Source organism: Nonomuraea sp. bgisy101 (genome assembly GCF_057708945.1).
This window is the reverse complement of the sequence record NZ_JBYITD010000028.1, coordinates 111,127-123,356: the sequence shown is the minus strand read 5'-3', so window position 1 is coordinate 123,356 and position 12,230 is coordinate 111,127. Positions and strand designations below refer to the sequence as shown.

Annotated in this window: 12 protein-coding genes; 3 read left to right on the top strand and 9 right to left on the bottom strand. The window is 70.1% G+C overall.

The features are described 5' to 3' along the window. The first annotated feature begins 67 nt into the window (after positions 1-67). Both AC3EO4_RS40250 and AC3EO4_RS40245 read left to right on the top strand, forming a co-directional pair. Positions 68-703 (top strand): class I SAM-dependent methyltransferase, encoded by a 636-nt coding sequence (locus tag AC3EO4_RS40250; protein ID WP_379580740.1) that lies wholly within the window; start codon positions 68-70, stop codon positions 701-703. A 122-nt stretch (positions 704-825) separates the two neighbouring features. After that, positions 826-2,304, top strand: a complete 1,479-nt coding sequence (locus AC3EO4_RS40245; RefSeq protein WP_431900702.1) for an MFS transporter — start codon at positions 826-828, stop codon at positions 2,302-2,304. A 49-nt stretch (positions 2,305-2,353) separates the two neighbouring features. Here the strand turns inward: AC3EO4_RS40245 and AC3EO4_RS40240 are convergent, their stop codons facing one another. Then, complete coding sequence (locus AC3EO4_RS40240; protein ID WP_431900700.1) at positions 2,354-3,484, bottom strand: sensor histidine kinase; 1,131 nt, start codon at positions 3,482-3,484, stop codon at positions 2,354-2,356. A 135-nt stretch (positions 3,485-3,619) separates the two neighbouring features. On the opposite strand from AC3EO4_RS40240, the gene AC3EO4_RS40235 reads away from it, so the two are divergent. Continuing rightward, positions 3,620-5,137, top strand: a complete 1,518-nt coding sequence (locus tag AC3EO4_RS40235) for an alpha/beta hydrolase (RefSeq protein WP_379580738.1) — start codon at positions 3,620-3,622, stop codon at positions 5,135-5,137. 176 nt (positions 5,138-5,313) lie between these two features. Here the strand turns inward: AC3EO4_RS40235 and AC3EO4_RS40230 are convergent, their stop codons facing one another. From AC3EO4_RS40230 to AC3EO4_RS40195, 8 genes are all read right to left on the bottom strand, one after another. After that, positions 5,314-6,459 carry an RNA polymerase sigma factor gene (locus AC3EO4_RS40230; RefSeq protein WP_431900697.1) on the bottom strand — a complete coding sequence of 382 codons (1,146 nt, stop codon included), beginning with the start codon at positions 6,457-6,459 and terminating at the stop codon, positions 5,314-5,316. After that, the gene (locus AC3EO4_RS40225) at positions 6,456-6,863 is read right to left on the bottom strand and encodes a YciI family protein (protein WP_431900695.1); all 408 of its coding nucleotides are present in this window, start codon (positions 6,861-6,863) and stop codon (positions 6,456-6,458) included. Before AC3EO4_RS40225 ends, AC3EO4_RS40230 begins: the two co-directional genes overlap by 4 nt. A gap of 198 nt (positions 6,864-7,061) precedes the next feature. After that, on the bottom strand, positions 7,062-7,325 hold the full coding sequence (locus tag AC3EO4_RS40220) for a pyridoxamine 5'-phosphate oxidase family protein (RefSeq protein WP_431900735.1): 264 nt from the start codon (positions 7,323-7,325) through the stop codon (positions 7,062-7,064). A 143-nt stretch (positions 7,326-7,468) separates the two neighbouring features. Next, positions 7,469-7,894, bottom strand: coding sequence for a VOC family protein (locus tag AC3EO4_RS40215; RefSeq protein ID WP_431900732.1), 426 nt, complete (start codon positions 7,892-7,894; stop codon positions 7,469-7,471). Between the two features lie 543 nt (positions 7,895-8,437). Beyond that, complete coding sequence (locus tag AC3EO4_RS40210) at positions 8,438-8,593, bottom strand: hypothetical protein (RefSeq protein WP_431900694.1); 156 nt, start codon at positions 8,591-8,593, stop codon at positions 8,438-8,440. Positions 8,594-8,736: 143 nt separating this feature from the next. Next, a complete protein-coding gene (locus AC3EO4_RS40205) occupies positions 8,737-9,849 on the bottom strand; it encodes an ABC transporter substrate-binding protein (protein ID WP_431900692.1) in 1,113 nt (370 codons plus the stop codon). Between the two features lie 453 nt (positions 9,850-10,302). Continuing rightward, positions 10,303-11,061: a MerR family transcriptional regulator gene (locus AC3EO4_RS40200; protein WP_431900691.1), complete on the bottom strand. Its 759-nt coding sequence runs from the start codon at positions 11,059-11,061 to the stop codon at positions 10,303-10,305. Between the two features lie 10 nt (positions 11,062-11,071). Next, on the bottom strand, positions 11,072-11,956 hold the full coding sequence (locus AC3EO4_RS40195; RefSeq protein WP_379580730.1) for a DUF2268 domain-containing putative Zn-dependent protease: 885 nt from the start codon (positions 11,954-11,956) through the stop codon (positions 11,072-11,074). Positions 11,957-12,230 lie beyond the last annotated feature (274 nt).

Here is a 12,230-nt window from a genome sequence, read left to right as displayed (position 1 = left end):
GGCGCACGCCGGCGGACCTGTCGGCATGTGGCCGCGACGAGGTCACGCTAACGAGGGGGGACGACCTATGACGTACGAATTCGACAAGGACTTCTGGGAACGACACTGGCAACAGGGACGAGCTGGGGGCTCTGGATCCATGGGCGGCAACCCGCCCAATCCTTACCTCGCTCGTGAGACCAGTGGCCTGACCCCGGGCACGGCGCTGGATGCCGGGTGCGGCGGCGGTGCCGAGGCGATCTGGCTTGCCTCCCACGGCTGGCACGTCACCGCAGCCGACATCTCGCCCGAGGCCCTTGCTCGCGCCGCCGAGCGCGCCGCGACGAGCGGCGCCCCCGAGCGCTTGCGGTGGGTCGAGGCGGATCTGAGCGTCTGGAGCCCGGGCGCGCAGTTCGACCTGGTCATGACCCACTACGCCCACCCGGCGATGCCCCAGCTGGAGTTCTACGACCGCATCGCCGGATGGGTGGCCCCCGGCGGCACGCTGCTCATCGTGGGGCACCTGCACACCCCAGGCTCTACCGGCCACGGGCACCACCCTCCCGCCGAAGCGTCGGCCACCTCCGCGGCCATCACCACGCGCATGGACGACACGGAGTGGGAGATCGTCACCGCCGAAGAGCACCTCCGCACGCTCACCGGTCACGGGGGCCGAGCGATCCCCCTCCGCGACGTCGTCGTGCGCGCCACCCGACGCCGGTGATCACGCCATCCGACAGCGCCAGGGCCCGCCGCTCCGGCGCCGATCCCCCTTGTCTTCTTGAGAGGAATCCCATGAGTACGAACTCAGGAGCTTCGACCATCCAAGACCCACGACAACGACGAATGATCTTGGTCGGGGTCTGCGTCGCGCTCATGGCGGTCATCGCTTCGGTGTCCGGACTGAACGTCGCCCAGCCAGAGCTCACCGTCGCGTTCGACGCCTCGCAAACCGAGGTCTTGTGGTTCATCAACATCTACACCATCAGCCTGGCCGCGTTGCTCCTGCCGCTCGGCGCGATGGGCGACCGGTGGGGCCGCAGGCCGATGCTGCTCGCAGGCCTGCTCGTCTTCGGAACAGCGAGTGCGGCGGCCGGCCTCGCCACCTCGTCCGAGATCATGCTCGCCGCGCGTTTCCTGAGCGGCGTGGGCGCGGCGATGATCATGCCGGTCACCCTCGCCGTCATCACCTCGACCTTTCCGGACGAGGAGCGTTCCAAGGCGATCGGCGTGTGGACCGGTGTCGCCGGCGGTGGAGGCATCTTGGGGATGTACCTGTCGGCTGTCCTGGTCGACCTGGCGAGCTGGCGGTGGCTGTTCGTCCTGCCGGTCGTGCTTGTCGTCGTCGCCATCGTCGTGGCGCTGCGATCCATCCCGAACTCGCGAGAGGCGCCAGGGCACGGGTTCGACGCCGTCGGTTCGCTGTCGTCCGTGGTCGCGGTGGTCGGGCTCGTCTTCTTCCTCCACGAGGGCCCCGAACGAGGCTGGACCGCGTCCGCGACGCTCCTGAGTCTCCTCGTCGGCGTCATCGCCGCTGCTGGTTTCGTGGCATGGGAACTGCGCCGACAGGCTCCGCTCCTCGACGTCCGGCTGTTCCGCGAGCGAGGCCTTTCGAGCGGTTCCGTGTCGCTCGTGACGGTCTTCGGCGTGCAGGCAGGGATCTTCGTGGTCCTCTTCCCGTACTTTCAGGCGGTGCTCGGCTGGTCCGGCCTTCGCTCCACCCTGGCGCTCATGCCGATGGCGCTGCTGATGATGTTCGCCTCCGGCCTCGCCCCGCGGGTGGCCGCGCGCATCGGCAGTCGCTCGACGATGGCCTCAGGAATCTTCCTGGGTGGCGCGGGGCTGGTCCTCATGGCCACCTTCGTCTCCGTCGACGGCGGCTACCTATCCATTCTGCCCGGCATGCTCGCCATGGGACTCGGCATGGGTTTGACGATGACGCCCTCCACCGAGGCCATCACCACCGCCTTGCCGCGTGAGCGTCAAGGTGTCGCCTCCGCGCTCAACGACGTCACCCGGGAGTTCGGCACCGCGCTCGGTGTCGCACTGCTCGGAGCGGTCCTGACCGCCGGCTACCGCAGCGCCATCGAATCCCGGCTCGACGGAGTGCCGGACGACGCCGCCCGCACCGCCCGCGAGGGTGTCGCCAACGCCCTCGCCACCGCCGACCGGGTCGGCCCCCAGGCACAGGCGCTGACCCGAGCCGCCCAAGAGTCCTTCGTCGACGGCTGGCAGCAGGCCATGTGGGCAGGCGCGGTGGTCATGGCGATCCTGTTCGTCTACGTGCTCGCACGAGGTCCACAACAACGGCCCGCGGGCCCGTAGCGCGACGTGGATTCCGGCGATCACGACCCGCACTGGACCTCCTGAACGATCACTGCGCGCACGGCATCTGGACGACGAGCTCGGTGGGGCCGCCCGGCGGGCTGTCGAGGCGGACCCTGCCGTCCAGGGCGGCGACCCGCCGGCAGATCCCGGCGATCCCGGTGCCGCGCGCCTCGTCGGCGCCGCCCCTTCCGTCGTCGGTGACCTCGATGGACAGCACGTCGTCAGCGCGCTCGATCCGGAGGGCCACCCGCGTGGCAGCGGCATGCTTGGTCACGTTCGTCAGCGCCTCGGCGATCACGTAGTAGGCCACCGCCTCCACGGTCGCCGGAAGCGCGCCCAGATCGGCGAGCTCGATGTGGACCGGCACGCTCGACCGCGCGGCCAGCGCCGTCAACGCCCCGTCGAGCCCGCGGTCGGCGAGAATCGGCGGGTAGATCGTCTGGAGCACCGCGCGGAGCTCGACCATCGCCTCCTCCGCCGTCTCGTGCGCCTGCGTGAGCAGCGCCGCGACCGTGTCCGGATCGTCGGCGAGCGACTCCTTGGCCATGCCCAACTGCATGGCGATGGCCACCAGGCGCGCCTGCGTCCCGTCGTGCAGATCGCGTTCGATCCGCTGGAGTTCCGCGCCATGGGCGTCGACCACGCCGACCCGGCTCCTGGTCAGCACGTCGACCCGCTCGGTGAGCCGCTCGCGGGCCGACGGCGCGAGCACCGCCAGGCACAGCCGCGCGTGGAGTCGCGCCAGCGTCGGGAGCACCCACCAGGCCGCCGCACCGAGGACGGCGATCTGAACAGAGCCCCCGACCAGCGCGGTCTCCCAATCGCCCACATGGACATCGAAGAACGGGAACAGGGTGGGACGCGTGTCGGCGGGGAACATCCACCACAATGGCAACGCCACCGCGGCGACCAGGATGTTGCCCAGGCACATCAGGGCGGCCAGCCCGAGCGGGAACCCGACGGCGACGTGCGCGAGCGCCCAGACGAGATCCCTCCGTCCGCCCGGCCTCCCGTCGACCGCAACGCCGAGCAGCCTGCCGGCCCGCTGACGGTGCCAGTCCGCCCAGCGCCGAGCCGCCCGCGGCGTGAGCAGCACCGGCAACGCGAGCGCTGTGACCACGGCGGTGGCCAGCGTGCCCAGTAGGTAGAGCGAGCCGGAGAACGCACGGTCACGCATGCGCACCTCCTCACGACGCCGTACGGAGATCATTATCCTTCACCTGTCCCCGCCGGACACTACAGCGGGCTGTACCAACGCGTGTGCGGCCAGCTGTATCGTGCCGGATGTTCGGCCGAAATAGCGTCCCCGACCATGAAACCGACATATGCGCGGACCCGCAGACGCCTGGTCCCGGCCCTCGCCCTGATCGCCCTGTCCTTCGCCCTCGCGCCCCCGGCCAGGGCCGACGGCGGCCCGCCCCCACCGCTCGACTGGAAGCCCTGCGCCCAGGGCCCCGACGACGCCCTCGGCAGGGAGCTCGACCGGGCAGGCGCACGGTGCGCGGAACTCACCGTCCCGCTCGACCACTCCAGGCCCGGCGGCCGCACCATCAAACTCGCGCTGTCCCGCCTCCCCGCCACCGACCGCGCCCATCGCATCGGCACCATGGTCCTCAACCACGGCGGCCCCGGCGAGAGCACGCTGGGCATGCCCCTGCAGACGCGCGCGGCCATGAAGGACGTCGCCGCCCGTTACGACCTCGTCGGCCTGGACCCGCGCTTCGTCGGGCGCAGCACGCCGCTCGACTGCGGCTGGCCCATCGGACTGTGGCTCCGCTCGGCCGGTCCGACCCGCGCCCGGTTCGATCACCAGGTGGCGGTGCAGCACGACCTGGCCGAGCGCTGCGCCCGGCGCCACGCCGACGTGCTCCCGTACGCCAACACGCGCGACACGGCCCGCGACATCGACCTCGTGCGCCGCGTCCTCGGAGAGCGCCGGATCTCCTTCCTCGGCTACTCCTACGGCAGCTACCTGGGCGCGGTCTACACCCAGATGTTCCCCGGCCGCACCGACCGCGTGGTCCTGGACAGCGCGGGCGACCCGAACAAGTGGGGCCCCAGGGCGGCACAGGGCACCGAAGATGAGGCGGAACGCGCGCTGCGCGGCTGGGCGGCCTGGGTCGCCGAACGTCACGGCACCTATGGCCTCGGCGCCACCCGCGCCCGCGTGCTCGCCACCGTGAACGCGATCGTCGCCGCCGCGCAGGACCGCCCGCTGCGCGTCGGACCGTACGAGGTGGACGACCAGGCGGTCCCGTACATCCTCTCCGTCGGCTCCGGCGACGACCGCCCTGCGGCCCGCGCGGCATTCACCTCCACCGTTCGGACCCTGAACGAGGCCGCGCACGGTCGCCCGGCCGACCCCGGCCCCGAACTCGACGGATTCCTCGCGTTCGTCCTGACCAGCGCGGGCTCCCCGCTCGCCAGCCCGGCCGCCGCGATCATCTGCGGCGACCGCGCCGCGCCGCGCGACCCCGACGTCTACTGGAACGACGTCCAGCGCAGCCGTACGCGCCACCCCCTCTTCGGCCCCCTCAAGAACAACGTCTGGCCCTGCGCCTTCTGGCCGAACCAGCCGCGCGAGCGTCCCACGCACGTCGCCAACCCCACCCCCGCACTGATCGTGTCCGCCACCGGCGACACCGCCACCACCTACGAGGGCAGCAAGGCCATGCACCGGGCGCTGACCGGCTCCCGCCTGCTCACCCTGCGCGGCACCACCGCCCACGGGATCTACGGCGAATACGGCAACGCCTGCGTGGACGCCAAGGTCAACGCCTACCTGGCCACCGGCACCCTCCCCGCCGCCGATCCGAACTGTCATCCCTGACCTGCCTCCCGAGGCCGCGATACCCCCGTCGCGGCGGCCGGCCCGGCGCCGAGGCGCGCTGCCAGGCGTGCGGACGTACGGCGGGCGAAGTCGCCGAGCAGCGGACGGGATGCGACCGGGCCGCCGTGGTCGATGATCTGGCGATGGTGTGGCGGTGAATGCCTGGCGCCCGCCGCTCAACTGCGCAGTTGCGCATTGAGCCGCGCGGCCTGTCGCGTGAGGTGGTCGCGTTCGGGGAGGCTGGCCGCTGATCGGGCGGCTTCGGCGTAGAGCCGTGCCGCGGTCACTGGGTCACCGTCACGCTCGTGCAGGTACGCCGCGGCGGCGGTGTGGCGGGGCAGGGCTGGGTCGAGTTCCGCCAGTCCGGCCAGTCCGGCCCGTGGGCCGTCGGCCTCGCCGACCGCGACGGCCCGGTTGAGGCGGGCCACCGGGCTGTCGGTGAGGCGTACCAGTTCGTCGTACCACTCGACGATCTGCACCCAGTCGGTCTCCTCGGCCGTGCGGGCGTCGGCGTGCAGCGCGGCGATGGCGGCTTGGGCCTGGAACTCCCCCAAGCGGTCGCGGGCGAGGGCCGCCTGGAGCACGTCGACGCCCTCGGTGATCAGGCGGGTGTCCCACAGGCCGCGGTCCTGCTCGGCAAGGGGCACGAGCCTGCCGTCGGGGCCGGTCCGTGCCGGGCGCCGGGCGTGGTGCAGCAGCATGAGCGCGAGCAGGCCCGCGACCTCCTCGTGGTTGGTCCTGGCCGCCAGTTGGCGAGTGAGCCGGATCGCCTCGGCGGCGAGGTCGACGTCGCCGGAGTAGCCCTCGTTGAAGACCAGGTACAGCACGCGCAGCACCGTGGCGACGTCCCCGGGCTGGTTGAACCGGACGTCCGAGACGGTCCGCTTGGCCCTGCTGATCCGCTGGGCCATGGTCGCCTCCGGCACGAGGTAGGCCCGCGCGATCTGACGCGTGGTCAGGCCGCCGACCGCGCGCAGCGTGAGCGCGACGGCCGAGGCCGGTGTCAGGGACGGGTGCGCGCACAGGAAGTACAGCCGGAGCGTGTCGTCCACCGCCTCGCAAGGGCCGGGCACGGGCTCGGTCTCGACGCGTACCTCGCGGTGCCGTCGGGAGGTATCGGCACGGGCGGCGTCGAGGAACTTACGCCAGGCCACGGTGACCAGCCAGCCCTTGGGGTCCCGCGGCGGGTCGTCCGGCCACACGCGCACGGCCTCGACCAGGGCGTCCTGCACGGCGTCCTCGGCCGCCGCGAAGTCGGCTCCGCGACGGACGAGGACACCGATCACCGCGGGCACCAGCTCCCGCAGCAGCGACTCGTTCACTCGGTCACCGTGGGCGGCTCGGCCAGGAAGGGGCGCACCTCGAGCCACTCGTGGATCGGCTTCCCACCCGCACCCGGAGCCGCGGACAGTTCGCCGGCCAGCTCGAGCGCCCGCTCGTAGGTCTCGACGTCGATCACCATCCAGCCGGCGATCAGGTCCTTGGTCTCCGCGAACGGGCCGTCGGTGACCGGCGGCCGCCCCTCGCCGTCGTAGCGGACGAACGTGCCCTCCGGGGAGAGCGCCTGAGCGTCGACGAACTCGCCGGTGCCCTCGAGCCGAGCGGCGAAGTCACGCATGTACTGCACGTGGTCCGAGACCTCCTCCGGCGTCCACTGCTCCATCGGCACGTCGTTGACCGCTGCCGGCGCGCCACGGTAGTGCTTGAGCAGCAGGTACTTGGCCATCGTGTTTCTCCTTAGTGTGGTACGGGCCCATTGTGGCCGTGTTCACTCCGGGGACGGAGCCGCGCGCGGATTCTCGACATCCCTTCACGGCTTTTCCCGGCGGACTTCACAGGCTCCGCGTACCGCGGTGGGGTTGAGGCGTGGGCGATTCACCCCATGCGAGCGGCCTCGCGCCGCTCAGCCGCCGTTGCTCGGGCGTCATCTCGTAGGTGCTGGTCGCCTGGAGATACTCGTCCGGGATGCCATCGACGAAGTCCAGCTCGCCCGACCCCTGATGAGCAAGATCTTGGGCGGGTGCACCTCGGTGTCGATCGTCAGGGCAACCATCGGGTTCTCGCTCAAGGACTGAAGCTTCGGAGCGTTCTTCGACGTGCACATGACGATCTCCGAGCCGTTCCAGGCAAAGATGATCGGGACATTGCGAGGTGTGCCGTCCTTGGCGACGTAGGCCAAGCGGGTCACGTCGCGAGCCAACAGCTCCTGACTGATCGGTCGGTTCAGTACCTCGGAGATCTCCCTCGGTCGCACGGTTACTCCTCCCGTTGTCGTTCTCGGTCCATCCAGCGGATCGTTCTGGTTGGTCGCAGGTCGGCCGCGACGGGCCGTCAGCCGAGCTCCTCGGCCAGTGCGACGACGATGCCCTCGGGGCCGTGGATGTAGCAGAGCCGGTAGACGTCCTTGTACTGCACCACCTCGCCGACGAGTTCGGCGCCGTGGGTGCGCAGGCGGGCGATGACGTCGTCGATGTCGTCGACCGCGAACATGATGCGGCGAATGCCCAGCGTGTTCGCCGCGGCGTCCACCGGCACGCCGCTGATCGCCTTCGGCATGTGGTACTTCGCCAGCTCGATCCGCCCGTGGCCGTCCGGGCACCGCATCATCGCCACGTCGACCCGTTGGTCGTCGAGCCCGACGAGACGTGCCGCCCAACGCCCCTCGATGAGCGCCCTGCCCTCCAGCTCCATGCCGAGTTCCACGAAGAACGCGATTACAGCCTCGAGGTCGTCGACGACGATACCGACGTTGTCCATCCGCCTAATCGTCATGGTGGTTCTCCTTCGTCGCGCGGCCCGTCGTGGCCACTGGTGTGCCTGGGACGGAGCCACCGCCACATTCTCGACACCCGGAAAGGTGCCGATTTCCAGGAATCTGCTTCTGGCCGTCGCGGCCCTGGGACGCTCACACCGCCGAACGAGTACCCGCACGCGCGCACGCCACTGCTCAGCCAGCCGGACAACCGCTGCCCGCAGCGCGCACGCCACGTCATCGGGCACGAATCCGAGCCACGGCGGCGTACAGGGCTGGACCAGCATGTCCGGTTGGTCCACGGAGCGCCGCCCACAACGTGGATCGACGAACGCCACGTCAGCCGCGTCGGCGTGAAGTACCGGATCAACTCATCTGCGCTGACCTCCCGGAACGAGCGCAGCTGCTCCAACTGTTCCTCGGAGAACATCTCCTCTGACAGCGCGTCACCCCACGTTCCGTACCGGACGAAACCGGAACAAACGTAGCGGGAATGATCACCAACCCGCCGCAGGCGGTCAAACGCCTACGTTTCCGCAGGTCAGAGGCTACTTCGTTGGCCGCCAGGCCGCCACGATCCGATCGGAGGCCACGCCGAAGATCTCCTCGCCCAGTCCGAGCGAGCGGACGGTGTTCAACGTGCCGATCTCGACCAGCGGCGTGTCCAACCCGAGCGGTCCCGCCTCGATCTCATAACACTTCAAGATCAAACTGAAGGCCGGATGCGAAGCCCCAGCTCCACCGTGATCGCTCCACGCCCATGTACGTGAAAGAGACTGATCACGTACATGACGCGCGTTTGGCGACGACGGATCTGGGGCTCAGGCAGTCGGGCCTCCGCGCTCTCTCAGCCGGTGTGGAGGATCCGGAAGCGATCGGGTTCCGCCGGATCTCGATCAACGACTTGAACTGGCGGCCAAGCCCATTGCCAAACGCTGATGCCTGGCGTGCGGGAGAACTGGATCTTTCCGCGGGTGCCTTCGACCGCGACGCGCTGCCAGGATTCGGCGGTGCGCGCCCGGTCCGCGCCGTGCGAGCGCAGCACATCGGCGAGGACGGTGACCGTGTCGTAGCCCTCGAAGGCGACGAAGGAGGGCGCTTCGGCCAGCCGCTCGCGCAGGGCCGTCTCGACTCGTTCACCGAGTGGGCTGAAGCGCTCGGGCAGGTAGCGCAAGAACGGGATCGCGGCGCTGTCGTCGCCCAGCAACGTCACCCATTCGGCGAACTCCGGTTGCCCGGCCGGAGCACCAATCAGGATCTCGGCGAGGCGCCGGTCGCCGCGGACAGACTTGACGATCGACACTGCCGGCTCCGGGTGGCCGACCAGAAGAAGGAGGGCTGTCGCGCGGTTGTCGACGAGTTCGTCGCACACGGCCGCAGGGGTGAGCGCGCGCATGTCGAGTTCGATGACGGTGCCGCCGCGTGGAGCGAGGTAGTCCCGCAGAATGCTGGCCCCAGACGCCCAGTAGACACTCGGCTGGGCTGCTACGGCGATTCGCCTGTGGCCCGCGCTGAGGAGGAAGTCTGCGTAGATCTGCCAGCCGTGGGACTGCGCCGGGGCGAGGCGCGCGACCCATTCCGTCGGCTGTTCGGTGAGCGCGTCGAGAACCGCTGACGAGCAGAGGAACGGCAGGCCGAGGGCGTCGGCCCTGGCGGCGGCGGCGCGAGCCACGACGCTGTGATACTCCCCCACCAAGGCAGCCACGCCCAGGCGAGCCAATTCGTCCACGGCCGCCGCGGCCTTCTGCGGATCAGCCGCGGTGTCTCGGACCACCAGCTCGAGTGGTCTTCCGACGATCCCGCCGGCGTCGTTGACATCCCGAACGGCAAGCTCGAGCCCGGCAAGCACGTGCCGGCCCGCCTCGACCCAGCCAGGCCGAGTCAGCGGAACGAGAGCGCCGATCTGGACCGGCGAACCGTCAGTCCGCTCCGCTTCCGGTGGCAATGGTGGCGTATTCATGCGTCAGCGTCTCCCGAGTGACGATTCGGTAGTGAATCTCAGTGGCGCCGAGAGTAGCCGAGCCGAGAATGGCCGGCTTCGCCGCCCCGTCCCGTGGCCGTCAGCCGATCCTCGCGCCGCCGATCGAGGCTGAAGGGCTTCGGGCAGCGCTGCCGTAACAGGCTGGGCACGACGTCCCAGCGGCGATCAGCTCCTCGGAGGTGAGCGGGTGCCTCGGGCGGCGGGTGCGGATGGGCTTGGGCCGGAGCGGCAGGCCTTCGTTCGCGGCGGCGTCCTCAGCTTCGGCGAGTGCCCTGTGGAGCGAGGCGACTCTTCCCCGTCTTGATGACCAGCTTCTTCGCGATCTCCTCTCAGAAGTGTCCAGCAGAACAGAGGGCTTTTGCGAACGGCGACCCGCGGAAACGTGATCACCCCCGGGCTCTCGCAGACCTCTCACACTGCGAACCACACGAGCTACATCCGGGTCCGTGCGTACGCTTGCAGTGCGTCGCGGACGAACGTCGCCCCTGCGGCGTCGTCGTACATGCCGGCGAAGCGGGGGTCGTCGACGTACATGTCCCCCAGGCCTTTCACCATCTCGATCGAGCGCTCCCGGTCGCCCTCGGCCGTGGGGGTACCCGGGATCCGGCTCAGCCACTGGACGTGCCGGGCAGCCAGTGACTGAGCGTGTTCCGATGTCGGAGAAACCCCGGCCTTCACTGCGGCGACCCATGCGGCGACGAGGTCTTCGGTGGCCTGCTTCCAGGCGCGCTGCTGGTCAAGGGTCTTGCCGTGCCACCAGTCGTTGCTCACTTGGAACGCGCGCTCGCCCCAGCGTGAGATCACCTCGTCCTTGTAGTGGTCGTTGAACCCCGCCAACATGACGTCCATCCGCGGTTCCGCCCCCGCCTGCAGGGCCTCGAGCGTGTGACGCACAGACCGGATCTGCCGTTCGACGCGATCCCGTTCCTCTTCCAGTGCGGCGATGTGGGCACGGAGCCCGTCGCACGTGTCCACCTCGTCGGCCAGGACCTCGGCGATGGCCGGCAAGCCCATGCCGAGCTGGCGCATGAGCAGGATCCGCTGTAGCCGGGCGACCGCGGTGGGGTTGTAGTAGCGGTACCCGTTCGCGCCCACCCGGGACGGGGCCAGGAGCCCGACGCGGTCGTAGTGACGCAGGGTGCGGCTGGTGATGCCGGCCCTCGTCGCGAGCTCCTGGATCGTCCACTCCATCGTTCCAGTGTTACCCGTGGCGGAGCGTGGTCGCGATGATCTCCGAGCTTTCGGCGTGCAGGGCCTGCGCCGCCGTCTGCCCGGTCGCCGCCAGGTAGGTGTCGACCAGCCGGTTGCCCGCGGCATAGCCGGCGCCCATCGGCAGTCCCACCGGGGTGAGGCCGAAGCGCTCGGCGCTGGGATCGCCGTGCACCCAGGCAGTGAAGTTCTGCATGCCTGTCACGTCGAGCCCGGTGAGTACCTTGCCGAAGATCTCGTCGTCGTGCAGGTGCGGCACGCCGATGCGGGTGGGGCCGAGCTCGTCGCCGTAGAGCTGTCGGGCGAAGGCGTCGGCCAGGCCCTCGGAGACGATGTGGTCGCCGACCGTGACGGTCATCGGGTCCCACACAACCCCGCCTGGGCCGAACCGCAGGTTGTGGTTGAGTTCGTGCACGGCGGTGGCCTCCAGCCGCTCCACGTTCTCGGGGAAGGGCCAGAGCGTGATCACGATGTGGCCCGAGATGCCGCCGAACCCGGTCACTCCTTGGCAGGGGCCCATGAAGTGCTCGTCACCCGGATCGCCGAGCACGAACAGAACGGTGATGTCCGGGGCCTCCAGCCGCGGCGTCGCCTCCAGCAGTACGGTGAGAGCCTCGTCGAGGGCGCGTTGCATCCGCTCCCAGGCCCCGGCGGCCGCCAGGGTTTCGAGCGCGTCGAGGCAACGCTCCTCGTCGCGGTCGATGGGGAAGCCTGACGCTCCGAGGTGCATGGCCACCAGGTCGACCTCGCCGGGGTGGTAGCGGTACATGCCCCTGATGGGCTCCAGCATCGAACGCAGCAGGTCAACGCGGTCCGCGACCGGGGCCAGCAGGATCCGCCTCATGGCGGAGTAGGTGTCAAGAACAGTGATCGACATGGCCCCGATGCTAGAAGTTGACGCAGCGTCAAGGTCAAACCCGCGGCGCTCTCCGTCGAGGTACTGCCGGCATGCCGACACCCGGTCCCGTCATGACCCGCCCAGCCGTGCATCGGCCGCGCCTGCTCGGGAGAGCCCGCTGCCTGCCCCCCAGTGGGCCGGCGATGGAATCGACGCCGTACGGCGCGTCGTGGTCGAGGACGCACGCGATCACCAGGTCGGGGGCCTCGACCGTCTCCCGCGGTGACGCGGCCCGCGCGGCCCCGCCCGCCCG

Coding starts and splice junctions, on each gene's coding strand:
- AC3EO4_RS40250 (WP_379580740.1), top strand. CDS start 68: ATGACGTACGAATTCGACAAGGACTTCTGGGAACGACACTGGCAACAG.
- AC3EO4_RS40245 (WP_431900702.1), top strand. CDS start 826: ATGATCTTGGTCGGGGTCTGCGTCGCGCTCATGGCGGTCATCGCTTCG.
- AC3EO4_RS40240 (WP_431900700.1), bottom strand. CDS start 3,484: ATGCGTGACCGTGCGTTCTCCGGCTCGCTCTACCTACTGGGCACGCTG.
- AC3EO4_RS40235 (WP_379580738.1), top strand. CDS start 3,620: ATGAAACCGACATATGCGCGGACCCGCAGACGCCTGGTCCCGGCCCTC.
- AC3EO4_RS40225 (WP_431900695.1), bottom strand. CDS start 6,863: ATGGCCAAGTACCTGCTGCTCAAGCACTACCGTGGCGCGCCGGCAGCG.
- AC3EO4_RS40215 (WP_431900732.1), bottom strand. CDS start 7,894: ATGGACAACGTCGGTATCGTCGTCGACGACCTCGAGGCTGTAATCGCG.
- AC3EO4_RS40205 (WP_431900692.1), bottom strand. CDS start 9,849: ATGAATACGCCACCATTGCCACCGGAAGCGGAGCGGACTGACGGTTCG.
- AC3EO4_RS40200 (WP_431900691.1), bottom strand. CDS start 11,061: ATGGAGTGGACGATCCAGGAGCTCGCGACGAGGGCCGGCATCACCAGC.
- AC3EO4_RS40195 (WP_379580730.1), bottom strand. CDS start 11,956: ATGTCGATCACTGTTCTTGACACCTACTCCGCCATGAGGCGGATCCTG.